The 24,450-nt window shown below is 64.2% G+C and carries 20 protein-coding genes; 5 read left to right on the forward strand and 15 right to left on the reverse strand.

The window, feature by feature from the left end:
• Positions 1-171: 171 nt before the first annotated feature.
• The gene (locus IFT75_RS01165) at positions 172-636 is read left to right on the forward strand and encodes a glycine zipper 2TM domain-containing protein (protein WP_043185261.1); all 465 of its coding nucleotides are present in this window, start codon (positions 172-174) and stop codon (positions 634-636) included.
• Between the two features lie 106 nt (positions 637-742).
• Here the strand turns inward: IFT75_RS01165 and IFT75_RS01170 are convergent, their stop codons facing one another.
• The 7 genes from IFT75_RS01170 to IFT75_RS01200 all read right to left on the reverse strand — a co-directional run bounded on the left by IFT75_RS01170 (position 743) and on the right by IFT75_RS01200 (position 8,323).
• A complete protein-coding gene (locus tag IFT75_RS01170) occupies positions 743-2,353 on the reverse strand; it encodes an NAD(P)/FAD-dependent oxidoreductase (protein ID WP_192052898.1) in 1,611 nt (536 codons plus the stop codon).
• Between the two features lie 104 nt (positions 2,354-2,457).
• Positions 2,458-3,135 (reverse strand): hypothetical protein, encoded by a 678-nt coding sequence (locus IFT75_RS01175; RefSeq protein WP_192052900.1) that lies wholly within the window; start codon positions 3,133-3,135, stop codon positions 2,458-2,460.
• Between the two features lie 223 nt (positions 3,136-3,358).
• Positions 3,359-4,060: an ABC transporter ATP-binding protein gene (locus IFT75_RS01180; protein WP_192052902.1), complete on the reverse strand. Its 702-nt coding sequence runs from the start codon at positions 4,058-4,060 to the stop codon at positions 3,359-3,361.
• Entirely contained in the window at positions 4,061-4,828 is a 768-nt protein-coding gene (gene livG / locus IFT75_RS01185; RefSeq protein WP_049862198.1) for a high-affinity branched-chain amino acid ABC transporter ATP-binding protein LivG, read from the reverse strand. It abuts the gene before it with no gap.
• Complete coding sequence (locus IFT75_RS01190; RefSeq protein ID WP_122476445.1) at positions 4,825-6,078, reverse strand: high-affinity branched-chain amino acid ABC transporter permease LivM; 1,254 nt, start codon at positions 6,076-6,078, stop codon at positions 4,825-4,827. The genes livG and IFT75_RS01190 overlap by 4 nt, the downstream gene beginning before the upstream one ends.
• On the reverse strand, positions 6,075-6,998 hold the full coding sequence (gene livH / locus IFT75_RS01195; protein WP_122476443.1) for a high-affinity branched-chain amino acid ABC transporter permease LivH: 924 nt from the start codon (positions 6,996-6,998) through the stop codon (positions 6,075-6,077). Before livH ends, IFT75_RS01190 begins: the two co-directional genes overlap by 4 nt.
• 209 nt (positions 6,999-7,207) lie before the next feature.
• The gene (locus tag IFT75_RS01200; RefSeq protein ID WP_122476442.1) at positions 7,208-8,323 is read right to left on the reverse strand and encodes a branched-chain amino acid ABC transporter substrate-binding protein; all 1,116 of its coding nucleotides are present in this window, start codon (positions 8,321-8,323) and stop codon (positions 7,208-7,210) included.
• A gap of 369 nt (positions 8,324-8,692) precedes the next feature.
• Between IFT75_RS01200 and IFT75_RS01205 the strand changes: the two genes are divergently transcribed.
• Positions 8,693-8,998: a DUF2288 domain-containing protein gene (locus IFT75_RS01205; RefSeq protein WP_192052904.1), complete on the forward strand. Its 306-nt coding sequence runs from the start codon at positions 8,693-8,695 to the stop codon at positions 8,996-8,998.
• Positions 8,999-9,175: 177 nt separating this feature from the next.
• Here the strand turns inward: IFT75_RS01205 and rapA are convergent, their stop codons facing one another.
• The gene (gene rapA, locus IFT75_RS01210; protein WP_122476438.1) at positions 9,176-12,022 is read right to left on the reverse strand and encodes an RNA polymerase-associated protein RapA; all 2,847 of its coding nucleotides are present in this window, start codon (positions 12,020-12,022) and stop codon (positions 9,176-9,178) included.
• Positions 12,023-12,223: 201 nt separating this feature from the next.
• Here rapA and apbC point away from each other — a divergent pair, with 201 nt between their 5' ends.
• Positions 12,224-13,318: an iron-sulfur cluster carrier protein ApbC gene (apbC, locus tag IFT75_RS01215; RefSeq protein WP_192052906.1), complete on the forward strand. Its 1,095-nt coding sequence runs from the start codon at positions 12,224-12,226 to the stop codon at positions 13,316-13,318.
• A 128-nt stretch (positions 13,319-13,446) separates the two neighbouring features.
• On the opposite strand, the gene IFT75_RS01220 is transcribed toward apbC, so the two are convergent.
• Positions 13,447-13,656, reverse strand: coding sequence for a cold-shock protein (locus tag IFT75_RS01220; RefSeq protein WP_049862192.1), 210 nt, complete (start codon positions 13,654-13,656; stop codon positions 13,447-13,449).
• A gap of 324 nt (positions 13,657-13,980) precedes the next feature.
• Between IFT75_RS01220 and dcd the strand changes: the two genes are divergently transcribed.
• Positions 13,981-14,547 carry a dCTP deaminase gene (gene dcd, locus IFT75_RS01225; protein WP_122476435.1) on the forward strand — a complete coding sequence of 189 codons (567 nt, stop codon included), beginning with the start codon at positions 13,981-13,983 and terminating at the stop codon, positions 14,545-14,547.
• Positions 14,548-14,672: 125 nt separating this feature from the next.
• Positions 14,673-14,876 carry a hypothetical protein gene (locus tag IFT75_RS01230; protein ID WP_192052908.1) on the forward strand — a complete coding sequence of 68 codons (204 nt, stop codon included), beginning with the start codon at positions 14,673-14,675 and terminating at the stop codon, positions 14,874-14,876.
• A gap of 3 nt (positions 14,877-14,879) precedes the next feature.
• Here the strand turns inward: IFT75_RS01230 and pdeM are convergent, their stop codons facing one another.
• The 6 genes from pdeM to mnmC form a co-directional block, all read right to left on the reverse strand.
• The gene (pdeM, locus tag IFT75_RS01235; protein ID WP_122476431.1) at positions 14,880-15,536 is read right to left on the reverse strand and encodes a ligase-associated DNA damage response endonuclease PdeM; all 657 of its coding nucleotides are present in this window, start codon (positions 15,534-15,536) and stop codon (positions 14,880-14,882) included.
• Positions 15,533-18,004 carry a ligase-associated DNA damage response DEXH box helicase gene (locus IFT75_RS01240; protein WP_192052910.1) on the reverse strand — a complete coding sequence of 824 codons (2,472 nt, stop codon included), beginning with the start codon at positions 18,002-18,004 and terminating at the stop codon, positions 15,533-15,535. The genes pdeM and IFT75_RS01240 overlap by 4 nt, the downstream gene beginning before the upstream one ends.
• Before the next feature lie 86 nt (positions 18,005-18,090).
• Positions 18,091-19,155: a lipocalin-like domain-containing protein gene (locus tag IFT75_RS01245; protein WP_342214364.1), complete on the reverse strand. Its 1,065-nt coding sequence runs from the start codon at positions 19,153-19,155 to the stop codon at positions 18,091-18,093.
• 4 nt (positions 19,156-19,159) lie between these two features.
• Entirely contained in the window at positions 19,160-21,631 is a 2,472-nt protein-coding gene (locus tag IFT75_RS01250) for an FtsX-like permease family protein (protein ID WP_192052914.1), read from the reverse strand.
• Position 21,632: 1 nt separating this feature from the next.
• Positions 21,633-22,301, reverse strand: a complete 669-nt coding sequence (locus IFT75_RS01255) for an ABC transporter ATP-binding protein (protein WP_185794559.1) — start codon at positions 22,299-22,301, stop codon at positions 21,633-21,635.
• A 90-nt stretch (positions 22,302-22,391) separates the two neighbouring features.
• Positions 22,392-24,365, reverse strand: coding sequence for a bifunctional tRNA (5-methylaminomethyl-2-thiouridine)(34)-methyltransferase MnmD/FAD-dependent 5-carboxymethylaminomethyl-2-thiouridine(34) oxidoreductase MnmC (gene mnmC / locus IFT75_RS01260; protein ID WP_192052916.1), 1,974 nt, complete (start codon positions 24,363-24,365; stop codon positions 22,392-22,394).
• Between the last annotated feature and the right edge of the window lie 85 nt (positions 24,366-24,450).

Below are 24,450 nucleotides of genomic sequence, written 5' to 3' on the forward strand. Positions count from 1 at the left end.
CCTTGACCTTTTGCCACTGCCCGTTGTCCAGACGTTCAGTGGCTCGTCGAGCATCCAGGCCCGCGTCCGCGCCCTTTGACGCACCTTTGACGTAAATTTTTATAGACCGTGTCGTGACAGCCGTTGGCCTGCGGCGTCTAATGCACACATGTCCCATGGAGTCCTGCCAAAATGCGCAAGTCAGTTCTGCTAGTTGCCTGCTTCACCACGATGTCCCTGCTGCTGGGCGGATGTGCCTCCAACCTGTCGGGCGACTCCTACTCGCGCGACGAGGCGCGCCGTGTGCAAACCGTGCGCATGGGCACCATCGAGTCGCTGCGTCCGGTCAAGATCGAAGGCACCAAGACACCGATCGGCGGTGGCGCGGGTGCCGTGGTCGGTGGTGTTGCCGGCAGTGCAGTCGGTGGCGGTCGCGGCAGCATCGTCGCTGCCGTGATCGGCGCCGTGGCTGGCGGTCTGCTGGGCTCGGCCACCGAAGAAGGATTCACCCGCACCCAGGGCGTGGAAATCACCGTGCGTGAGGACGACGGCAGCATGCGTGCCTACGTTCAGGCCGTACAGGAGAACGAAGTGTTCCGTGTCGGCGAGCGTGTACGCATCATGACGGTAGACGGCACCAGCCGCGTTTCGCACTAAGCGAACTCGTCGACGAAAAAACCGGCCTAGGCCGGTTTTTTTGCGCCCGCTTGAGGCGTGAGCGGCATGCGTTTTCCAGGCAATGGCAATACGCAGTGGCGAAGGGTCAGTGCAGACCCAGAATATCCCGCGCTACGGCTTCGGCGATACGTACGCCGTCCACGCCGGCGGAGAGGATCCCGCCCGCATAGCCAGCACCTTCACCGGCCGGGAACAGACCCTTGAGGTTCAGGCTCTGGTAGTCGGCACCACGGGTGATGCGCAGGGGCGAGGACGTGCGTGTCTCGATGCCGGTCAGCACGGCGTCATGCATCGAGAAGCCTTTGATCTGGCGTTCGAATGCCGGCAGGGCCTCGCGGATCGCTTCGATGGCGAAAGCCGGCAGCGACAGTGCCAGGTCGCCCAGCGTGACCCCCGGTTTGTACGAAGGCTCGACGCTGCCCAGTGCTGTGGAAGGCTTGCCGGCAACGAAGTCGCCCAGCAATTGCGCCGGCGCCTGATAGTTGCTGCCACCCAGCAGGTAAGCCGTGGACTCGAGCTGTTCCTGCAGTTCGATGCCGGCCAGCGGGCCGCCGGGATAGTCCTGTTCCGGGGTAATGCCGACGACGATGCCTGAGTTGGCATTGCGCTCGTTGCGCGAATACTGGCTCATGCCGTTGGTGACCACGCGACCCGGTTCGGACGTGGCCGCGACCACGGTACCGCCGGGGCACATGCAGAAGCTGTACACCGAGCGGCCATTCTTGGCGTGGTGGACCAGTTTGTAGTCAGCGGCACCCAGCTTCGGGTGGCCGGCGTACTTGCCCAGCCGGGCGCGGTCGATGATGCCCTGCGGGTGCTCCACGCGAAAACCGATGGAGAAGGGCTTGGCTTCCATGAACACATTGCGCGCGTGCAGCATGCGAAAGGTATCCCGGGCGCTGTGTCCCAGGGCCATGACCACATGGTTGGAGAGCAACTGCTCGCCGCTTTCCAGAACCACTCCCTGCAGCCGCTCGCCATCGACCAGCAGGTCGGTGACTTTCTGCTCGAAGCGGATCTCGCCGCCCAGCGCGATGATCTGCTGGCGCATGTTCTCGACCATGCCGGTCAGGCGGAACGTGCCGATGTGTGGCTTGCTGACGTAGAGGATTTCCTCGGGCGCTCCAGCCTTGACGAACTCGTGCAGAACCTTGCGCCCATGGTGCTGTGGGTCCTTGATCTGGCTGTAGAGCTTGCCATCGGAAAAGGTGCCGGCACCGCCCTCGCCGAATTGCACGTTGGACTCGGCGTTCAGCACGTTCTTGCGCCACAGGCCCCAGGTGTCCTTGGTGCGCTGGCGCACCTCCTTGCCACGCTCGAGCACGATGGGCTTGAAGCCCATCTGCGCCAGCAGCAGGGCGGCGAAGATCCCGCAGGGGCCGAAACCCACGACCAGAGGGCGCTGGGCATAGTCCCCTGGCGCATGCCCGACTACCTTGTAGCTGACATCCGGGGCCACGTTGACGTTGTGGTCATCGGCGAAACGCTCGAGCACCGCGGCTTCGTCGCGCACTTGCAGATCGACTGTGTAGATGAACTGCAGTTCGCTGTTCTTCTTGCGCGCATCGTAGCTGCGTTTGAATAGAGTGAAGTCGAGCAGGTCGGCGTCGGCGATGCCCAGGCGCTGCACGATGGCAGGTTGCAGGGCGTCGTCGGAGTGGTCCAGGGGCAACTTGAGTTCGGTGATTCGTAGCATGACAGGTCCAAAAATCCGGGCGCGCCCCGGGGGCATAACAGAACCCGGCATTATAAACGCGATGCGCTGCCCGTCGTCAGGTAAAAAACGCTGGACGGTGCAGCTTACTGATTGCGTGCGCCGCCGAAGGTCGCGCAGCCACGCTGCACGTCGCCGTTGACGCGCAGTTCGGCAGCGAGAAACTGCACGCCCTGATTGCGCGTATCGACGCAGCGTTGCGGTGCCACCCACAGCTCGATGCGCTGGCCGTTGGCCTCGGTGGACAGGTTGAAGCGGCCATCGCCGACCTGTTCCTCGACATAGGGCAAGGCCAAGGGAGCCTGACTTTCGCGATCCACGATCATGCCCTGGCCGGTCACCCTGACCTGCCAGCGCGGGGACTCGCCAGCGGCGCTCAGGCTGGACAGCTTGAAGTCCGGGTCCTTGCACGCGGCCAGCGAGCGATCGAGTCGATACAGCTGCTGCAGGCGCAGTTGGCCATCGGTGCTGCCGTTGGTGCTGGCGTCGAAACGTCCGCGCAGGTCGGCATACACCACAGGGCGATTGCCGGCCAGTTGCGAGGCCTCCTGCAACACCCCGGTGCCATTGCTGTCGGTTACCGCATAGCGGCGCGGGTCACCACAGGGCTGAAAGAACAGCCGGCCGTTGTCGCCCTGCAGGGCGCCTTGCATGCGGGTCAGGCCTGCAGTGGAAGGGGCATCCGCAGCGCGGTTGAAGATGGACTGGCAGCTGGCGAGCAGTGGCAGCAGGGCGAGCATGGCGAGGGAGCGGGGCAGGTGCATCGTGGGTCTCCTGAACGATGAGGAGCACGGTAGCACAGGGCCCGTGAAAAACGTGTTCGCAGGGACGACGGGACTACGTCGTCCGCTCCGCCTCACGGTCTGCCGTAGGAGCGGTCCGCGGCCGCGAAGGACTTACCGCGGTCTGTCAGTCGAGCCGCGGTGATGCCTTCGCGGCCGCGGACCGCTCCTACAGGTAGCGGGGCGCACAAGCCTGGCGGCGCACTCAACCGCCCAGGTAGGCCTCGCGCACCTTGGGGTCGGTGAGCAGGGTTTCGCCGCTGCCTTGCATGACCACCCGGCCGTTTTCCAGCACGTAGGCACGGTCGGCGATCTTCAGGGCCTGGTTGGCGTTCTGCTCGACCAGGAACACCGTGACCCCATCACGGCGCAACTGCTCGATGATGTCGAAGATCTGCTGGATGATGATCGGTGCCAGCCCCAGGGAGGGTTCATCGAGCAACAGCAGCGTGGGTTTGCTCATCAGCGCGCGGCCGATGGCGAGCATCTGCTGTTCACCGCCCGACATGGTGCCCCCGCGCTGGCTGAAGCGTTCCTTGAGCCGCGGGAACAAGGCCAGGACCTTGTCCATCTGCTCCTCGTAGTCGCCCTTGTCGGTGAAGAACCCGCCCATGGCCAGGTTTTCCTCGACAGTCAGGCGCGCGAACACGCGACGCCCTTCGGGCACCACGGCGATGCTCTTGCGCATGATCTCCGCTGACTCCTTGCCCACCAGCTCCTCGCCCATGTAGCGAATGCTCCCCGAGTGCGCCCGCGGCGCGCCGCACAGGGTCATCAGCAGGGTTGACTTGCCCGCGCCGTTGGCACCGATCAGGGTGACGATCTCGCCCTGGCGAACCTCCACATTGACCCCGTGCAGCGCCTGGATCTTGCCGTAGAAGGTAGAAACGTTTTCGAACTGCAGCATTTACGCTTCCCCCAGGTAGGCTTTGATGACGTCAGGATTGTCGCGGATCTGCTCCGGCGTACCATCGGCCAGGGGCGTGCCCTGGTTGATCACGACGATGTGGTCGGAAATGCTCATGACCAGTTTCATGTCGTGTTCGATCAGCAGCACGGTTGCGTTGTGCTCTTCACGCAGCACCCCGATCAGCGCCTTGAGGTCGTCGGTTTCACGCGGGTTGAGACCGGCTGCAGGCTCGTCGAGCATCAGCATGCGCGGGCGGGTCATCATGCAGCGGGCAATCTCCAGGCGGCGCTGCTGCCCGTAGGCGAGCGTCCCTGCGGTGCGGTTGGCGAACTCCTTGAGGTTGACCTTTTCCAGCCAGTACTCGGCGTACTCCATGGCATCCCTTTCGCTCTTGCGAAAGTTGGGCGTCTTGAACAGGCCGGCGAAAAAATTGGTGTTCAAGTGCCGATGCTGGGCGATCAGCAGGTTTTCCAGTGCGGTCATTTCCTTGAACAGCCGCACGTTCTGGAAGGTGCGCACCACGCCCTTGCGAGCGATCTGATGGCCGGGCAGTCCCTGGATCGGCTGGCCATCGAGCAGGATGGTCCCGCCGCTGGGCTTGTAGAAGCCGGTCAGGCAATTGAACACCGTGGTCTTGCCGGCGCCGTTGGGGCCGATGAGGGCGACCACCTGCTTTTCCTTCACGCTCAGGGCCACACCGTTGACCGCCAGCAGGCCGCCGAAGCGCATGCTCAGGTCGGTGACTTGCAGAATGTTCTGGCTCATTTGCGCAGCTCCAGGTGGGGACGCTGCATCGGAAGCAAGCCTTGCGGACGCCAGATCATCATCAGCACCATCAAGGCGCCGAACATCAACATGCGGTAGTCACTGAACTCACGCATCAATTCAGGCAGCAGGATCATCACGATGGCGGCAAGGATCACCCCCAGTTGCGAGCCCATGCCACCCAGCACGACGATGGCCAGAATGATCGCCGACTCGATGAAGGTGAACGACTCCGGTGTGACCAGGCCTTGCCGTGCTGCGAAGAAACTGCCGGCGAAGCCTGCGAATGCCGCGCCCAGGGTGAACGCGGAGAGCTTGATCACGGTCGGGTTGAGGCCCAGCGCGCGGCAGGCGATCTCGTCCTCGCGCAGCGCTTCCCAGGCTCGTCCGATGGGCATGCGCAGCAAGCGGTTGATGACGAACAGCGCCGCCAGGGCCATCAGCAGGGCAATCAGGTAGAGAAAGATGACCTTGCCGATCGGGCTGTATTCCAGGCCGAAGAATTGGTAGAAGGTCTGGCTGCCTTCGGCGGCGCGACGCTCGAACGACAGGCCGAAAAAAGTCGGCTTCTCGATGTTGCTGATGCCGTTCGGGCCGCCGGTGATGTCGGTAAGGTTGCGCAGGAATATCCGGATGATTTCCCCGAAGCCCAAGGTCACGATGGCCAGGTAATCACCCCGCAGGCGCAGCACCGGGAAGCCCAGGAGGAAACCGAACGTGGCCGCCAGCAGACCGGCCAGTGGCAGGCATTCCCAGAAGCTCAGGCCGAAATAATGCGAGAGCAGGGCATAGCCGTAGGCCCCGACCGCATAGAAACCCACGTAACCCAGGTCGAGCAGGCCAGCCAGGCCGACCACGATGTTCAGGCCCAGGCCGAGCATGACGTAGATCAGGATCAGGGTTGCGATGTCGACCGCGCCACGCGAACCGAAGAACGGCCAGATGAACGCCAGCACCACCAGGGCCAGGATGAACCAGCGCTGAGTGCTGGGCAGGGTCAGGAAGTTCGAGGCCTTGGCCGGTATCAGCGGCCTGCTCGAATCGCGGCGCAGGCCACCGATGCGCTCGGCGAACAGCACCCGCAGGAACATCAGCAGCGAACAGCCGGCAATGGTCAGCAGGGTGCCGGTGCTGGCGTTCTGCACCACCAGGGTAACGCCGGAGAAGGCCAGTTTCAGGCCCAGTACCGGATAGGCCACGGCCCACACCAGTGCCGCGCTGAACAGCGCGGATCTAAGAGACTTGCTCATACTTTCTCAACCTCCGGACGGCCCAGGATGCCGGTCGGACGGAACAATAGAACCAGGACCAGCAGGCCGAACGACACAACGTCCTTGTACTGGTCACCAAAGATATCCGCGCCGAACGCTTCGGCTACGCCCAGCACCAGGCCGCCCAGCATGGCGCCTGGAATGCTGCCGATACCGCCCAGCACCGCTGCGGTGAAGGCCTTGAGCCCGACCAGGAAGCCGGCGCTGGGGTTGATCACGCCATATTGCATGCTCAACAGCACGGCCGCGACTGCGGCCAGTGCCGCGCCGATCACGAAGGTGAGGGCGATGATCGCGTTGGTGTTGATGCCCAGCAGGTTGGCCATTTTCATGTCCTCGGCGCAGGCGCGGCAGGCGCGACCCATGCGTGAGCGGGAAATGAACAGCGTCAGGCCGTACATCGCTCCCAGCGTGACCAGGAATACCAGAATCTGCATGTAGGAAATCTGTACTTCCTCGGCACCACCGGGGCCGAAGGTCAGGCTGCCGGGGAGCAGATTGGGAATGGCGAAGTTGCCGGAACCCTGGGACAGCTGCACCGAATTCTGCAGGAAGATCGACATGCCGATCGCCGAGATCAACGGGATCAACCGGTTGCTGTTGCGCAGCGGTCGATAGGCGACACGTTCGATGCTGTAGCCATAGGCACTGGTGACCAGGATGGCGGCGGCGAAGCCGGCGATCATCAGTACCGGAAGACTGTGGATGCCCAGCATGGCCAGGCCAGCCAGAACGATGAAGGTGACATACGAACCGATCATGTACACCTCGCCATGGGCGAAGTTGATCATGCCGATGATGCCGTACACCATCGTGTAGCCGATGGCGATCAATGCATAGGTGCTGCCGATGGTCAGGCCATTCACCAACTGCTGCATGTAATGGAATAATTCAGGCATTTACCGCGCTCCTAAAAACCTGTTCGCATTTCTCCGGCCATGTCCCGAGCGCTCTCCTTGGCGCAGTGTTGCCGGGCAGGGCAGGTGAACCGCTGGTCACGGTTTCAAGATTTTCAGGGGGCCGGCCGGTGGTTCGCACCGGCCGTACCCGTCACTCGTAAAACAAAGCCCACTGCAATGCAGTGGGCTTTGTGGGGGTGTCGCCGGGCTTACTGGGCGGCTTCGGTCTTGGGTTTGCCGAAATGCCATTCGTAGACCACGAACTGGAAGTTCTTCAGGTCGCCCTTGGCGTCATAGCTCAGATCGCCCATGGGCGTCTTGAAGGTACCGGCGTGGATGGCCTCGGCCACTTTGTCGGTGTCTTCGCTCTTGGCGGCGGTGATGCCGTCGGCAATCACTTGCACGGCCGAGTACGACGGGTAAACGAACGGACCGCTCGGGTCTTGCTTCTTGTCCTGGAATGCCTTGGTCAGCGCGATGTTTTCAGGATCCTTGTCGAAAGACTTGGGCAAGGTCACCAGCAGGCCTTCGGAGGCTTCGCCTGCGATCTGCGAGATGGAATCGTTGCCCACGCCTTCAGGGCCCATGAACTTGGCGTTCAGGCCTTTCTCCTTGGACTGGCGCAGGATCTGGCCCAGCTCGGGGTGGTAGCCGCCGTAGTAGACGAAGTCGACGTTGGCCTGCTTGAGCTTGGCAATCAGCGATGAAAAATCCTTGTCGCCGGCGTTGATGCCTTCGAACACGGCGACTTTCACGCCCTTGCCTTCAAGCGTGGTCTTGACCGCCGTGGCAATGCCTTCGCCGTACTGCTGCTTGTCATGGACGACGGCAACGATCTTGGGTTTGACCACATCGGCGATGTAGTTGCCGGCGGCAGGGCCCTGGGCGCTGTCCAGGCCGATAGTACGGAATACCAGCTTTTTGCCCTTGGCGGTGATATCGGGGCTGGTGGCCGCCGGGGTCACCATGATGATGCCTTCGTCTTCGTAGACATCGGATGCCGGCTGGGCGGAACTGGAGCACAGGTGACCAACGACGAACTTGACGCCGTCATTGACCACCTTGTTGGCCACCGCAACGGCCTGCTTGGGATCGCAGGCGTCGTCGTATTCGACGGCTACGAGCTGCTTGCCGTCAACGCCGCCCTTGGCGTTGATCTGCTCGATAGCCATCTTCGCGCCGTTGAACTGCATGACGCCGTATTCGGCAACCGGGCCGGTCTTGGGCCCGGCAATGCCGATCTTGATGGTGTCGGCTGCCATCGAATGGCTGGCGACGCCGGCCAGAACCAGAGCGGCAAACAGTTTGGAAATCTGCTTATTCATTAGTGCTCCATTTTTGCGTTGTAGTTTTTATAGTCCTGGCCGAACAGGCGGCGGACCGAATCTTGGCCACACTCACCGCTTTACCCCCTCGGCGAGCCATGGCAGACGACATCCGAATCTGCACCCGACAACTGTACCGGTACAGTGTAGAGCGCCGGTTTGCCGGTTGGAAAGCTGGCGTTTGCAGCGAAAGCGATCGGTTGTCGCTAAATCGACATAAAGTTATAGATTCAAGTACATGCTGGCGTCCGGCCAGACAAATAAAGCCGGTTTGTCGGGGCAAAACTCGAACCTATATATTGCAACCGGGTTTTTCCAGACAACTCGGACCGCTATCATGGCGCCGATTTTTTCCTGACGATGAAACCCATGACTGAAGACGCTAGCACCCTCTATGCCAAATTGCTTGGCGAGACCGCAATTATCGAATGGCAGGCATTGCAGCCCTTCTTTGCCAAGGGTGCCCTGTTGTGGGTCGAGCCTGGCCTGGATTTGATCACCGTAGGGCAGGCGCTGGCCGAAGACAAGCACGCTGAGGTCGCCCAATGGCTGGCCGATGGAAAGGTCGAGAAGCTGTCTGCGCCGCGGGCCTTGGATTTTTGCGAACGCGATCCGGTGCTCTGGGCGGTGGTGGTGTCACCGTGGGTGGTGATCCAGGAAGGGGCAGGGGAATAATACATGCACCACAGCGGTGCGTGGTCGAGGTCAAACGCGCCGGTCTTCGCAACTGCTGATCGTGGTCATCGGCAACCACCAGCGTGCCAGCGAGCGCCGGCGACACGGCCAGTAACAGTCAGGGTGATTCCGTAACGCCCTCCCGCGCAGGCTCAGGCCCGCGCGGGAGAGCAGCGGTCAGCCTGCTACCAGCACGCGTATGGCTTCCAGGCGCAGGGCAGCCTTGTCGAGCATGGCCAGGCCGTCTTCACGCTGTTTGCGCAGGGCAACCAGTTCGCTGTCCCGCACGGTCGGATTGACCGCCTGCAACGCCGTCAAGCGTGCCAGTTCCTCTTCCGTTTCGGCAGCCAGGCGGTGCTGCGCCTGTGCGACGCGTTCGGCATGCCGCGGCGCGATCTTGCTTTCGCCGGCGGTGATGCGCGGTGCGAGCACATCGCGCTGCGCCTGGATGAACTTGTTGGCGCTGGCCTTGGGGACACTTTCGAGCTGATCGTTGAGGGTTTCGAACGACACTCGCGATGCCAGGTCGTTGCCATTGGTGTCGAGCAGGCAGCGCAGCGCCGCAGGCGGCAAGTAGCGGCCCAGCTGCAGCGAACGCGGCGCGACCACTTCGCTGACGTAGAGCAGCTCCAGCAGCACGGTGCCGGGCTTGAGCGCCTTGTTCTTGATCAGCGCCACGGCGGTGTTGCCCATCGAGCCCGCCAGTACCAGATCCATGCCGCCCTGCACCATGGGGTGCTCCCAGGTAATGAACTGCATGTCCTCGCGTGACAAGGCCTGCTCGCGGTCATAGGTAATGGTCACGCCTTCGTCGTCGCCGAGCGGAAAGCTGGCATCGAGCATCTTTTCGCTGGGGCGCAGGATCAGCGCATTGTCGGAATGGTCTTCGCTGTCGATGCCGAAGGCGTCGAAGAGGGTTTCCATGTAGATCGGCAGGGCGAATTGATCGTCCTGCTCTTCGATGGCAGCCACCAGAGCCTGGCCTTCGCCGTCGCCGCCGGAGTTGAGCTCCAGCAGCCGGTCACGCCCGGTATGCAGCTCGCTTTCCAGTGACTCGCGGCGGCTGCGTGCCTCATCGATCAGCGCTTGCCACTCGCCGTCGTCGGCGTTTTCCAGCATCGGCAGCAGGCGCGGACCGAACTGGTGCTGCAGCGCGTTACCCGTAGGACAGGTGTTGAGAAAGGCGTTGAGCGCGCTGTGGTACCACTGGAACAGGCGTTCCTGCGGGCTGTTTTCCAGGTACGGCACATGCAGCTCGATGATGTGTTTCTGGCCGATTCGGTCGAGACGGCCGATGCGCTGCTCGAGCAGGTCGGGGTGCGCAGGCAGGTCGAACAGCACCAGATGGTGGGCGAACTGGAAGTTGCGGCCCTCGCTGCCGATTTCCGAACAGATCAGCACCTGCGCGCCAAATTCTTCATCGGCGAAGTAGGCCGCGGCGCGGTCCCGCTCCAGAATGCTCATGCCTTCGTGGAACACCGTGGCCAGGGTGCCGGAGCGCACGCGCAGGGCGTCTTCCAGGTCCATCGCGGTTTCGGCGTGGGCGCAGATGACCAGCACCTTGGTGCGCTTGAGCATCTTGAGCGTGTCGATCAGCCATTCCACCCGCGGATCGAAGCGCCACCAGCGTTCGGCGTCGCTGTCCTCGGCCTGGGCCTGGAAGCCGACTTCCGGGTACAGCTCGGCGTGTTCGCCCAGCGGCAGCTCCAGGTAGGCGTCCGGGCACGGCAGTGGGTAGGGGTGCAGCTTGCGTTCGGGGAAGCCCTGCACGGCGGCGCGGGTGTTGCGGAACAATACGCGCCCGGTGCCGTGGCGATCGAGCAGTTCGCGGATCAGCCGTGGGCCGGCTTCCTCGTCGCCCGCATTGACCGCGGCGACCAGTGTGTCGCCCTGGGCGCCAAGCAGCCCATGGATGGTCTGTTGCGCGGTGCTCGACAAGCTGCCCTTGTCGAGCAGTTCCTGCACGGCTTCGGCGACCGGACGATAGTTTTCGCTTTCGGCACGAAAGGCCGCCAGGTCATGGAAGCGGTTCGGATCGAGCAGGCGCAGGCGTGCGAAGTGGCTGTCCTGGCCCAGTTGCTCCGGGGTGGCGGTGAGCAGCAGAACGCCGGGGATGACTTCGGCCAGTTGCTCGACCAGCGAGTACTGCGGGCTGGCCTTTTCCTCGTGCCAGACCAGGTGATGGGCCTCGTCGACCACCAGCAGGTCCCAGCCGGCGGCGAACAACGCATCCTGGGCCTTTTCATCTTCGGTCAGCCATTCCAGCGAGACCAGCGCCAGTTGCGCGTCCTCGAAGGGGTTGCTGGCATCGCTTTCGATGAAGCGCTCGGCATCGAACAGGGCCACCTGCAGGTTGAAGCGCCGGCGCATTTCCACCAGCCATTGGTGCTGCAGGTTTTCCGGGACCAGGATCAGCACGCGGCTGGCTCGCCCAGACAGCAGCTGGCGATGGATCACCAGGCCGGCTTCGATGGTCTTGCCCAGGCCCACTTCGTCGGCCAGCAATACGCGCGGGGCGATGCGGTCGGCGACTTCGCGGGCAATGTGCAGCTGGTGCGCGATGGGTTGCGCACGCACGCCGCCCAGGCCCCAGAGCGAGGACTGCAACTGCTTGCTGGTGTGTTCCAGGGTGTTGTAGCGCAGCGAAAACCACGGCAGCGGGTCGATCTGGCCGGCGAACAGGCGGTCGCTGGCCAGGCGGAACTGAATGAAATTGGACAGCTGGGTTTCAGGCAGTGTGCGTTGCTCGTTCTGCGCATTGAGGCCGTGGTAGACCAGCAGGCCGTCGGCATCGTCGACCTCGCGGACGGTCAGTTTCCAGCCTTCGAAGTGGGTGATCACATCGCCTGGAGAAAAGCGCACGCGCGTCAACGGAGCATTGCGCAATGCGTACTGGCGGGTTTCGCCGGTGGCCGGGTAGAGCACGGTGAGCAAGCGACCGTCCTGGGCCAGGACGGTGCCCAGGCCGAGTTCCGCTTCGCTGTCGCTGATCCAGCGTTGCCCCGGTTGATACTGCTGCGCCATGCTGCCTGTCTCCCGCTTTTGAAAAGGCGCTGATTCTAACGGATTGGGGGGCGCAGGGCCAAAGGTATGCTGAATAATCTGGGCGCCGCGCGCCGATGCAGCAGACTGGCTCCGGCGGGCGCGCAAATCCAATCTGCCGGTGTCCGGGCAGACGCGTTAGGATAGCCGCCTGTTTTGCTCAGTCTTTGATCGGGAGTAGCCATGAGCACCGTGAATCGCGCAGCGGTGGAAGCCGTCCTTCGCCAGTACACCGACCCCTATATGAACCAGGACCCGGTCAGTGCCGGGTGCGTGCAGGCCATCGATATCGATGGCGCGCAGGTGCAGGTGCGCTTGCAGCTGGGGTATGCCGCCGGCCTGTTCAAGAATGGCTGGGCCCAGGTACTGCAGACGGCCATCGAAAACCTGGACGGGGTCGACCGCGCTCGCGTGCAGATCGATTGCGTGGTGCAGGCGCACAAGGCGCAGGCGCAGATTCCCGGGCTGGCCAACGTCAAGAACGTGGTGGCCGTGGCATCGGGCAAGGGTGGAGTCGGCAAGTCGACCACGGCCGCCAACCTGGCCCTGGCCCTGGCCCGCGAAGGCGCCCGGGTGGGCATTCTCGATGCCGACATCTATGGCCCCAGCCAAGGCGTGATGTTCGGCATCGCCGAGGGCACTCGGCCCAAGGTCAAGGACCAGAAATGGTTCGTGCCCATCCAGGCGCATGGCGTGGAGGTGATGTCGATGGCCTTCCTCACCGACGACAACACCCCGATGGTCTGGCGTGGTCCGATGGTGTCGGGCGCGCTGTTGCAATTGGTCACCCAGACTGCCTGGGACGACCTCGATTACCTGGTCATCGACATGCCGCCGGGTACTGGTGACATTCAGCTGACCCTGGCGCAGAAGGTGCCGGTGGCGGGTGCGGTGATCGTCACCACGCCTCAGGACCTGGCGCTGCTGGACGCCCGCAAGGGTGTCGAGATGTTCCGCAAGGTGCACATTCCCGTGCTCGGTGTGGTCGAGAACATGGCCGTGCACATCTGCTCCAACTGCGGTCATGCCGAACATCTCTTCGGCGAAGGCGGCGGCGAGAAGCTGGCATTGCAGTATGGCGTGGAGCTGCTGGCGTCGCTGCCGTTGTCGATGCTGATCCGCGAACAGGCCGATGGTGGCAAGCCAACGGCGGCGGCCGAGCCAGAGAGCCAGATTGCCATGGTCTACCAGGAACTGGCGCGGCATGTCGGTGCGCGGATCGTGTTGCAGGAAGCCAGTGCGCAGGCGATGCCCAGCATTATTATCAGCGACGACTGAACGGTCTGGGAAGGCGAGAGGCGGTGCGCATGGCGCCCGCCGTTACCTGCACCTGAAAAGGTCAAACGGCAGGCATAAAAAAACCCCGCCGGTGAGGGCGGGGTTCTTCAGAAGCTGTTCAGCTCAAGTTATACGACTTGAACTTCTTCAGCTTGCATGCCTTTCTGACCGCGGGTAGCGATGAAAGAGACCTGCTGGCCTTCTTTCAGGCTTTTGAAGCCGTCAGCCTGGATGGCTTTGAAGTGTACGAACAGGTCGTCACCGGATTGTGGAGTGATGAAGCCGAAGCCTTTTTCATCGTTGAACCACTTGACGGTACCGGTTTGGCGATTGGACATGGTGTATCTCCTTGAACAAAGTTAACTGCGGTTCGGGAAAAGCCCTGGCCGAGACTGAGTGCAAAGAGCAGGAAAATTCATGAAGATGTTGGACATCGGGTAGAGATTCTCAGTGACACAAGCAACACAGTGGCGCCACCTTAACCCTTTTTCAGGAACGTGCCAATGGTCTTTGCAGGGTTTCTTGTAAATAGTGCCCGGCGGCCATGCGCAGCCTGGTGGCAGGTTCGCCGCGCCATGGGCGAGGCAGTCTTTGAACCGCAGCGCGAGGCCCGGTAAGATGCGCTTCGGACTTTATTCACCTCGTTATTCAGGACACCCGCCATGAGCATCAAATCGGACAAGTGGATTCGCCGCATGGCGCAGGAACACGGCATGATCGAACCCTACGTCGAGCGTCAGGTGCGCGGCGAAGGCGCCCAGCGGGTGATTTCCTTCGGGGTGTCCAGCTACGGCTACGACGTGCGCTGCGCCGACGAATTCAAGGTGTTCACCAACATCAACTCGGCTACGGTAGATCCGAAGAACTTCGACGAAAAGAGCTTCGTCGACATCAAGAGCGACGTCTGCATCATCCCACCCAACTCCTTTGCCCTGGCGCGCACGGTCGAGTACTTCCGCATTCCACGCAACGTGCTGACCATCTGCCTGGGCAAGAGCACCTACGCGCGCTGCGGCATCATCGTCAACGTCACGCCGCTGGAACCGGAATGGGAAGGGCATGTGACCCTGGAGTTCTCCAATACCACCACGCTGCCGGCCAAGATCTATGCGAACGAAGGGGTGGCGCAGATGCTGTTCCTGGAGTCCGACGAAGAATGCGAGGTGTCCTACAAGGATCGTGGCGGGAAATATCAGGGCCAGCGCGGCGTGACCCTGCCACGCACCTGATTCCGGCAGACAGGTGGGCAGACAGGTGAAAGCCATCGAGGCGAACTAGTTATCGTTTTACCACTCCATATGAGTGACTTGCCCGGTTTACCCACCGTATTCCGGGCCATTGCTCAGGAGTGTCTATGAAAATCGACCCGACTATCAGTGCTCAACTGGCTCAGCTGCAGCCCAACCAGATTGGCCTACTCGCCTGGTCGCTTCTGGCCGATTCCTACGGCCATATGGCTGGCGGCGTACCTGGCCAACCCGATTCTGATACCCCGCAACCACCGGAGCCAGGCAGCCCGACCATTCCGGACGAGCCGCCCCCCGCACCGGTGGTCTGACGTTCAAGCGACCCGCCAGACGCCGCCGTCGCCGACCACGTACACACGCTGGTCGGCGGCGCTGTCCATGTTGTAGCCACCGGTGAAAGCGCCAAATGCCGGCAGCAGGCTGACCTTGCCTCTGAGCAGGTAGCACGGCAGGCGCAGGCTTTGGCGGCCACGTCCGTGCAGCCGATAGACCGGGTGAATGTGTCCAGCCAGGACATGCAGCTCTGGATGTGGATCGGGTTCGTGCTGCAATGCGAACGGGCCCATTTCCAGAGGCTCGGTGACCACTTCGAAACGCAGTTCCGCCGGCGGGTCGCCCGCGCGCTTGTCATGGTTGCCTCGAATCAGGGTGATGCGCAAATCTGCGACATCCGTTCGCCACGCTGCCAAGGCATCCAGCGTTCCGGCCGAATGCGATCCCGGTGCATGTAGAAAGTCGCCGAGGAATATCAGGTGTTCGGTGGGATACTTCTCCAGGATTCGGTCAATCACTTGAAGGTTGCTGGCCGTGGTGCCATGAGGCACGGGCTGGCCCAGCTTGCGGTAGGCCGCTGCCTTGCCGAAGTGGGCATCGGCTATCAACAGGGCCTTGTGCTCGGGCCAGTAGACCGCTTTCTCGGCCAGCAGCCATAGCTCGGCGCCTGCCAGTTGTACGTTGCAATACTCACTCATCCTGCGGCTTTCTCCAGGTCGCCGACCATGCGACGTATGCGGTCGGCGAGCTTCTCCGAACTCAGGCTTTCACGGAAACGCTCGACCAGCAGCGGAAAGCCCAGCGGCGTCGGACGCTTGACCGCGTGCATATCCAGACGCCGACTGGCGATCTGTTGCAGTACATGCTCCAGCCGCTGCACTTCCAGCTCCTGCTTCAAGACTTCTTGCTGCGCCTGGGTCAGCAGCAGGTTGCCGGAGTCGTATTGCTTGAATACCTGAAAGAACAGGCCGCTGGAAGCCTGAACCTGGCGGGTGCTTTTCTGCGAGCCGGGGTAACCGCCGAACACCAGGCCGGAGATCCGCGCAATCTCGCGAAAGCGCCGCAGCGCCAGTTCGCCAGCGTTCAGGCTGGCCAGTACATCGCTCAACAGGTTGTGCGCGCTGAGCAGTGCGGGGTCCAGTTGGGCGGCCCAGTCCACCTCGGTGGCACTGAGCAGTTCCAGCCCATAGTCGTTCACCGCGATGGAGAATGTCAGGGGCTGGCGCTGCGCCAGGCGCCAGGCCAGCAGGCTGCCCAGTCCCAGATGCACCTGGCGACCGCCGAAGGGGTAGATGAACAGGTGCCAGCCTTCGCGCGACTTCAGCGTTTCCGCCAGTAACGTGGTTTCGCTGGGTAGCGCCGACCACTGTTGCTGTACTTCCAGCAGCGGGCGCACGGCACGCATCTCGGGGCTGTCGTACTCACCGCGGGCGGCGGCGCCCAGCTTCGCCACCAGGGCGTCGGCCAGCTCGCCGGACAGCGGCATGCGCCCGCCATTCCAGCGCGGCACGGCGGCTTTCTTGGCGGTGCTGCGCTTGACGTAGGCGGTCATGTCCTCGACCCGCACCAGCTCCAGCTGGCGCCCGGCGAACAGAAAGCCGTCACCCGGTTTGAGACGGGCGATGAACCCCTCTTCGACACTGCCCAGCGAGCGACCGCCACCGCCCTTGCTCCAGTACTTCAACTGCAGGCTGGCATCGCTGACAATGGTGCCGATGCCCATGCGATGACGACGCGCCAGGCGTGCGTCGGGGACGCGCCACAGGCCATGCTCGTCAGGCTCGACTCGACGGTAATCGGGGTAGGCAGTGAGGGAGTGGCCGCCATAGCGCACGAACGCCAGGGCCCACTGCCATTCATCCTCGGTCAGGTTGCGGTAAGCCCAGGTGGTACGCACTTCAGCCAGCAATGCGTCGGGCAGGAAACCGCCGCCCAGCGCCATGCTCACCAGGTGCTGGACCAACACATCCAATGGCTTGTCGGGTGACTCGCGTGGCTCGATGCGTCGCTGCGCGACGGCATCGTGGGCCGCCGCCGCTTCGACCAGTTCCATGCTGTGGGTCGGTACCAGGGTGACCCGCGATGCCCGACCCGGTGCATGGCCGGAGCGACCGGCACGCTGCATCAAGCGCGCGATACCCTTCGCCGAGCCGATTTGCAGCACCCGTTCCACCGGCAGGAAGTCCACCCCCAAATCCAGGCTCGACGTACACACCACCGCCTTGAGCTGGCCTTGCTTGAGGGCCCGTTCGACCCACTCGCGCACCTCCCGCGACAGCGAGCTGTGATGCAGGGCGATGATGCCCGCCCAGTCCGGGCGCGCATCGAGGATGGCCTGGAACCAGATTTCGGACTGTGCACGGGTGTTGGTGAATATCAGGCAACTGTTGCTGCTTTCGACCTCGGCGACCACCTGGTCGAGCATGCGCAGGCCCATGTGCCCACCCCAGGGAAACCGTTCGATGGCCGCCGGCAACAGCGTGTCGACCTCGATCGTCTTGGCCTGCGCGCCTTGCACGCTGACACTCGGCTGGCCGGGTAGCAGCACTTCCTGTGCATGCGCCTGGTTACCCAGGGTGGCGGAGATGCCCCAGACGATGAGCTGCGGGTTCCACTGCCGCAATCGCGCCAATGCCAGCTGCAACTGCACGCCGCGTTTGTTGCCGATCAGCTCGTGCCACTCATCGACGACGACCATGGCGACGCTGCTCAACTCCTCGCAAGCCTTGTCGCGGGCCAGCAGCAGCGTCAGGCTTTCCGGGGTGGTTACCAGCGCCGAGGGCAGGCGGCGCGTTTGCTTGGCGCGATCACTGCTGCTGGTGTCGCCAGTGCGCAGGCCCAGGCTCCAGCCGATCTGCAACTCATCCACCGGTACCTGCAGGGCGCGCAGGGTATCGGCGGCCAGCGCGCGCATGGGCGTGATCCATAGCACGGTCAGCGGCGCCATGACCGGCTTGCGCTTGCCCTTGGGAATGACGGGCGCGGCCTTGGCGAAGCGTTGCAGGGCGGCGAACCAGACGGCGTAGGTCTTGCCCGCGCCAGTGCTCGCGTGGAGCATGCCCGATTCGCCGCGTTTGACGGCGGCCCAGACATCCTTCTGGAACGCGAAGGGCTTCCATTGACGGCTGGCGAACCAGTGTTTGGCAAAAGCGCTGGAGGTCGGCATGCCGTGACGGAGCGTCCTTGGGTATTTCTAAAAGGACCGCGACGACCCAGGTTGGTTTGATATTTGTACAAAAACGCGTGCGTGTATCAGTATCCGGTCATTTCCAGATAGCCCTCGCCAGCGTGGCTGCCCGCCACGGTCACCGGGCCTTCCCAGTAGGGCGTGCCCACCGCCATCCAGGCGTTCGGGTTCAACGCGGTGGTTTGCACATGCAGGCCGTGGCTGGGGATGTCGATGGCCCAGCGCGTGGGTACCTGCCGACCGGCCACGCGGGTGTCCTGCAACGGGCGCAGGGTGATGCTGCCCGGGGCCAGCGGTGTGCTGCGCCCCTGGGCGTCGATCCAGTTACCGCTGAGAAAGTCTTGCCCGCCGGCGCCGCGCAGGCGAAACACCATCAACTGCTGGCCGTCGTCCAGGTGCAGCGAAAACCAGTCCCAGCCGGCCTGATCGGCTGCCAGTGGCTGGCTGCTCCATTCCCGGTCAAGCCACGCGCGGCCCTTGACCTTATAGCGCTTGCCGTCGATCTGCAGCTGGCCGGCTGCGCTGAAGAACGGCTGGCTGTAATAATACGAGGCCTGTCCCGCATCGGACTTGCGGCTATAGCCTTGCTCGCCCTGCAGTACCAGAGGGCGCTCGCTGGTCAGGGCCAGTTGGTAGGCAAACCGTTCGCCAGTGGCCTGTACGTCCATTGCGGCGAGCGTGTGCTCGACGCCAGGCTGGCTGCGCAGGTGCCAGTCATCGATCCAGGCGTTGAACGGCATGATGCTCACACCGGCCTGGCCGATGCCTCCGCGGGCCAGGGTCTGTGCGCTGTAGTGGTCCGTTGCGGAAGTGAGTCCGGCGTGGCCGATCCACAGGTTGCGGTTACCCCAGCCCGGTTCGGTGCTGCCTGGTGCCAGGGCGCTGCGGAACAGGGTCCACTGCACGCCGAAGCGTTGCCCCTGGTCGTCTTCGAGGTTGGCGGTCAGGTACCACCACTCGATGCGGAAGTCGGGGTGAGCGCCATGGTCGGCGGGAAACTGGAAGACCTTGCCGGGGGTGACCTGGGCGAAGTCACCGGCCTGGCCGCCAAGCCCGGCAAAACCGGCAGGGGGTGGGGTTGGCTCGCAGCCGCTGGCTGCCAGCAGCAGGGCCAGCACCAGGATTCGGATCAACTTAACGCTCACTGGCCATCACTCGCAGCAGGTCGGTGGGTTGGCTGCGTTGCAGGCGCAGCATGGGCCAGGCCGAGGCCAGCATCGCCGCAATCAGCGCCAGGCCGCACAGCTGCAGGATCTGCCATGGGAACACCTGCAGGGGCAGGCGCCAGCCGAACGCCTGCACGTTGATCACCGCCACCAGGCACCACGCCAGCAGAATCCCCAGCGGGACCGCCAGCACCAGGGTCAGCAGAGCCAGGATCAAGGTCTGCGCCACACTGAGCAGGATCAGTTGGCGCCGTTGCACGCCCATTGCCCACAGCGGCGCGAGCTGACCCAGGCGACTCTGGCTCTGGGTCAGCAGGCCGATGAACAGGGCCACGCCGGCCACCCCCAGGGTCAGTGCATTCAGGGCAGCCGTGGCACTGAACGTGCGTTCGAAAACCTGCGAGGCCCAGCGCTTGAGTTGCCGTTGTTCCACCACATGGCTGTCGTCCAGGCCAAACGCTTGCTGCACTCGGCTTTTCAGGGCAGCGGTGTCGGCCTCGGCCATGCGCAGGGCAAAGCGGGCAGGTGGGGTGCCGGGCCAGTGTTGCTGGAACTGCGCGGCGCTGACCAGAATATGGCCCTTGGGGTTGCCGTAGTCGGCATAGATGCCCACCACGGTCGGGTTCCAGCGCCCTTGGGCGGCGGGCAATGCAAGGCGCGCCCCGATGCCTACGCCCAGGCGCCGCGCCAGTTGCTCGCTGAGCATCAGGCTGTCACTGGAAAACAAGGTGTCCCATGGATTGCCGGCGGCCTGTTCGAGCAGCGGCCAATGCTCGCGGTACAGCGGCGCGTCGATCACGGCAGTCAGTTCGGTTGGCCAGCCCTGTTGACGAATCTGCATCTCCCAGCCGGGCAGCACCTGCTCGATCCCGTTCTGGCCTTGCAACCATCGTTGCAGCGCCTGGGCCTGCTCGGCGTGCTGCGGTCGCAGGTACAGCTCGGCGCTCAAGCGCTGCTCGAGCCAGCCACTGAAGGTCTGTCGAAAACCCTCGGTCATGCTCGCAGCGCCGATGTTGGCGGCCAATGCCAGCAGCAACGCCATGAGGGCCAGGCTCAGTCCCGGCAATTGCTGGCGGCAGTCGGCCAGGAACCACTGGCCCAGCACGCCCCAGCGGCGCCGGGCGAGCAGGGCGAGGACACTGCTGAGCAGCACCGGCAAGGCCAACGCTGCCGCCAGCAACAGGCTGCCCATCAGCGCAAAGCCCGTGGCCAGGCCGTTGCCCCATACTGCCAACAGCACGGCCAGCGCGGCTGCACAGGCCGCCACCACGCCTTGTCGCCGCAGCCATTGGCGGTGGGCCTGATGCCAGGCTTCGCCACCGGACAATGCCAGCAGTGGCAGGCGTGCAGCACGCCATAGACTGTCGCCGCCGGCCAGCAACACGCCGCCCAGGCTCAGTGCCAGGCCGCCCAGCCACCAGGCCGGGCTCAGGTTCAGCTGCCCGGCGACTTCTGCGCCGTACAGGCCACGCAGGCTGGCCGCCACATCGGGCAGCAGCAGACTGGCCAGCCAGTAGCCGCTGACGATACCGGCCAGGCCGCCGAGCAGCGCCAGCAGGCCCAGCTCCAAGGCCAGGGCCAGCACCAGCAGGGCGGCACTCACGCCGCAGGCACGCAAGGTGCGCAGCAAGGCACGTCGCTGCTCCAGTGCCAGGCCAATGGCAGCGTGGACGATGAACAGGCCGACCACGAACGCCAGCAGGCCCAGCGCGGTCAGGTTCAGGTGAAAGCTGTCGGTCAGCCGCGCGAGGTCGCCGTCGGCATCGCTGCGGTTGATTTGCAGACGATCGGTGTATGCGTCGGGCAGAACGCCTTCGAACGTTCGTGGCAGCAGCAGGCGGGTCAGTCGTTCAGGCGTCTGCAGCACCGTCTGGGCCGCGCCGATATCCATCAGCAGCACACCGGGTGCCATCTGTGCCCGGGCCTGCAGGGGAGGAAGGGTTGCGCCAGTGCCGGCGGGCAACCGCGCACCTTCCTCCACGCCAAGCTCGCGCAAGGTCTGGGGCGCCACCCAGGTACGGCCGGGTGCGCCGATGAACGTGCTCAGGTCATCGCTGCTCGGCACCTCGCCGGCCACGGGGCTGCCTGCCGGCAGAGTCAACGGCTCGATACCCATCACTTGCAGGCGCAGTTGCGGATGCGAGGGGAGGGTGATCCGGCCCTCGAGCACCGGAGAGACTGGCCAGCCCTGCAGGCGCAGTGCGATGAAGGTCGACTGCGCAAGGTCGGCGCCGTCACGGGCAACGATGCTGGCCTGGGCCTGACCACCGACCATCTGGCTGGCCAGGGCATAGCTCTGTCGTGCCTGGCTGTTCAAGGCGAGTACGCCGGTGAACAACGCGGTGGCCAGCCACAGGCCAGTGATCAGCGCCACGCCCTGTACCGGATGCCGGCGCCAATGGCTGAGCAGGCTGCGCAGGGTCCAGTACAGCACCGCCACGTCAGCGATCCGTCCCGGCAACGATGCGACCGGCCTGCAGCACCACGCGTCGCTCCAGGCGGGCTGCCACCAGCGGGCTGTGAGTGACCATCAGTAGCGTGCTGCCACTGGCCCGCAGCAACTCGAGCATCAGGTCCAGCGCATGCTCGCTGGTGGCTTCGTCGAGGTTGCCGGTAGGTTCGTCTGCCAGCAGCAGGGGCGGCCGCGAGGCCAATGCACGGCCCAGGGCCACGCGCTGTTGTTGCCCGCCGGACAGTTGCTCCGGATACCGCTGCAGGAGTGCCGACAAGCCCAGGCGTTCAGCCAGTTCGCGCTGCCAGGCTGGGTCCAGGCGGCCGGCCAGGCGGGCCTGAAAGGCCAGGTTGTCGGCCACGCTGAGACTGCTGATCAGGTTGAACTGCTGGAAGATCAAGCCGATGTCGCAGCGCCGCCAGCGCGCCAGCTGGCGCTCGTTCATCTGTGTGAGCACCTGCCCGGCCGCTTCGATACGACCGCTGTCGGCCATGTCCAGCCCCGCGACCAGATGCAGCAGGGTGCTCTTGCCACTGCCCGATTCACCCATCAGCGCCAGGCTGGCTCCACGCTCCAGTTGCAGGTCGATGCCCTGCAGCACCGGCAGTGGGCCTTGCGGTGTGGCGTAGGTCTTGTGCAGACCCTGGATATGCAACATGGGCAGGTTCTTCATGACGGTGATGCTGCGGCCCTCGGGCCGCGGCAACGGCGAGGGGCTGTGACTGTGAGTCCGGCCCCCCATGCAGGTTCAAGCTTTGTTGCGTATCAGCCGCCGCAGCGCGAAGCGATTCGGATGGCAGGCCCAGGCCACTTCCCGAGGCAGCGGCAGCGGTTCATCGTCCAGCCAGGCGGCAATCAGTTCACCCGACAGCGGCGCGGTGATCAGCCCGCGCGAGCCATGGCCGCTGTTGACGTACAGCCCCGGCAGCCAGGGGCAGGGCTGTTCAGGCACCTGGCGGGCATCTTTGGCCAGGATCGCAAAGCGCTCGGCGAATGCCTGCGCGTCGGCGACCGGCCCGATGATCGGCAGGTAGTCCGGGCTGGTGCAGCGAAATCCGGCCCGGCCCTGCAAGTGTTCGGCGGGCAGCAGTGCGGCGCCCAGACGCACGGCAAGGTCAGGGGAAATCGCTTCGAGCAGGGCCAGGTTGTCGAGGTTGTCCGCCTGGCTGGGCGTGAGGTCTTCACTGTGGAAGTCGAAACTGGCGCCCAACGTGTGTTCGCCCGAGCGGGCGGGGGCGATGTAGCCCTCGGCGCAGACCACCGTCGACAGCGCAGCACTGCGCGGTGTCTCCGACAGGCGAGTGATTTGCCCGCGGATGCGCTTGAGTGGCAGGGCGCAGGTCTGGGCGAAGGCATTGGCCTGGGCGGCGCACGCCAGCACGGCTACTGGGGCGCAGGCCAGAAGGGTGTCGTCGGCGAACGCGTGCCATTGGCCGTCGAGGTGGCGCAGGTCTGCCACGTGGTGATGGCGCAGCAGGGTGATGCGTGGGTGACGCGCCAGGTGCTGGCACAGGGCAGGCGGGTGGACCCAGCCACCGTCGGGGTAGAACAGGCCGCCGCTGGGCAAGTCGACGCTTGCCTGCGCCTGGGCCGCTGAACGGTCCAGCAGGTGCAGCAGTTCGGGTTGGAATGCGTCGGCCAGTTGCCCCTGGCGCTGCGCTTCCTTGTCATCGAAGGCGAGTTGCAGAACGCCACAGGCGTCCCAGTCGCGACCGCGCTGCAGCTGCGCAAGCAGCCTGCGCGTGTGGCCGAAGCCCGCCAGAATCAACTGCGAAAGGGCCGTACCGTGGGCCGAAAGTTTCAGGTACAGCACGCCCTGCGGATTTCCCGAGGCTTCCCGAGCCACTTCGGCATGACGCTCGAGCAGCGACACCCGCCAACCGCGCGCGGCCAGGCTGGCAGCGGTGGCGCATCCTGCCAGGCCGGCACCGATGACCAGCGCGTGGCGTTCGCCGGTTACCGGCTCGGGGCGGGCGAACCAGGGCCTGACGGCGGGTGTTGCCACGGCGGCGTCGGCCACGAACACGCCTCTGGATACATGCCATTTGTTGCCGATGCCCGGCACTCGTTTCATCTTGAAGCCGACGGCCGCCAGGCCACGACGAACCCAGCCGGTGCTGGTGAACGTGGCCAGCGTTGCGCCGGGCGCCGCCAGCCGCGCCAGTTCGGCGAACAGCTGGGGTGTCCACATGGCCGGGTTGCACGCCGGAGCGAACCCGTCGAGGAACCAGGCATCGACCTTCCCGTCCAGGCACGGCAGCTGTTCCAGCGCATCGCCTATGAGCAACGTCAAGGTCACCCGGCCGCCGTCGAACACCAGGCGCTGGAAGCCTTCATGCACCGCCACGTACTGCGCCAGCAGCGCCTCGCTGCAGGCCGAAAGCTCTGGCCACAGCGCCAGGGCTCGGGTCAGGTCCGCAGCGCTCAGCGGGTACTTTTCCACGCTGATGAAGTGCAGGCGCGCAGTCGGTGCAGCCGAGGCGGCGAAGCACTGCCACGCACAGAGAAAATTCAGCCCGGTGCCGAAGCCGGTTTCGCCGATCACCAGGCGTTCGCCGTCGGCGAGGGCGGCGAAGCGTTCTGCCAAGCGATTCTGCTCGATGAACACATGGCGGCTTTCGGCCAGGCCGTCGGCGGCGAAATAGACGTCGCCGAAGGCGCGCGATCGAGGATGACCGGTGTCGGTCCAGTCCAGCTGGGCGAGGATGCTCGGGGTTTTCATGACGGCTTCGGCAATAGGCGAGCAGGCATTGTAGCGCGCAGGCTCTGCTTCGCCAGCGCCAGGCCGCTGCGACGGCTGCGACGGC

The sequence above is a fragment of the Pseudomonas sp. CFBP 8758 genome (genome assembly GCF_014841725.1).
GTDB lineage: Bacteria > Pseudomonadota > Gammaproteobacteria > Pseudomonadales > Pseudomonadaceae > Aquipseudomonas > Aquipseudomonas baltica.

Bases quoted from the DNA above. Each gene is read 5' to 3' on its own strand.
- IFT75_RS01165 (WP_043185261.1), top strand. From the start codon at position 172: ATGCGCAAGTCAGTTCTGCTAGTTGCCTGCTTCACCACGATGTCCCTG.
- IFT75_RS01170 (WP_192052898.1), bottom strand. From the start codon at position 2,353: ATGCTACGAATCACCGAACTCAAGTTGCCCCTGGACCACTCCGACGAC.
- IFT75_RS01175 (WP_192052900.1), bottom strand. From the start codon at position 3,135: ATGCACCTGCCCCGCTCCCTCGCCATGCTCGCCCTGCTGCCACTGCTC.
- IFT75_RS01180 (WP_192052902.1), bottom strand. From the start codon at position 4,060: ATGCTGCAGTTCGAAAACGTTTCTACCTTCTACGGCAAGATCCAGGCG.
- livG (WP_049862198.1), bottom strand. From the start codon at position 4,828: ATGAGCCAGAACATTCTGCAAGTCACCGACCTGAGCATGCGCTTCGGC.
- IFT75_RS01190 (WP_122476445.1), bottom strand. From the start codon at position 6,078: ATGAGCAAGTCTCTTAGATCCGCGCTGTTCAGCGCGGCACTGGTGTGG.
- livH (WP_122476443.1), bottom strand. From the start codon at position 6,998: ATGCCTGAATTATTCCATTACATGCAGCAGTTGGTGAATGGCCTGACC.
- IFT75_RS01200 (WP_122476442.1), bottom strand. From the start codon at position 8,323: ATGAATAAGCAGATTTCCAAACTGTTTGCCGCTCTGGTTCTGGCCGGC.
- IFT75_RS01205 (WP_192052904.1), top strand. From the start codon at position 8,693: ATGACTGAAGACGCTAGCACCCTCTATGCCAAATTGCTTGGCGAGACC.
- rapA (WP_122476438.1), bottom strand. From the start codon at position 12,022: ATGGCGCAGCAGTATCAACCGGGGCAACGCTGGATCAGCGACAGCGAA.
- apbC (WP_192052906.1), top strand. From the start codon at position 12,224: ATGAGCACCGTGAATCGCGCAGCGGTGGAAGCCGTCCTTCGCCAGTAC.
- IFT75_RS01220 (WP_049862192.1), bottom strand. From the start codon at position 13,656: ATGTCCAATCGCCAAACCGGTACCGTCAAGTGGTTCAACGATGAAAAA.
- dcd (WP_122476435.1), top strand. From the start codon at position 13,981: ATGAGCATCAAATCGGACAAGTGGATTCGCCGCATGGCGCAGGAACAC.
- IFT75_RS01230 (WP_192052908.1), top strand. From the start codon at position 14,673: ATGAAAATCGACCCGACTATCAGTGCTCAACTGGCTCAGCTGCAGCCC.
- pdeM (WP_122476431.1), bottom strand. From the start codon at position 15,536: ATGAGTGAGTATTGCAACGTACAACTGGCAGGCGCCGAGCTATGGCTG.
- IFT75_RS01240 (WP_192052910.1), bottom strand. From the start codon at position 18,004: ATGCCGACCTCCAGCGCTTTTGCCAAACACTGGTTCGCCAGCCGTCAA.
- IFT75_RS01255 (WP_185794559.1), bottom strand. From the start codon at position 22,301: ATGTTGCATATCCAGGGTCTGCACAAGACCTACGCCACACCGCAAGGC.
- mnmC (WP_192052916.1), bottom strand. From the start codon at position 24,365: ATGAAAACCCCGAGCATCCTCGCCCAGCTGGACTGGACCGACACCGGT.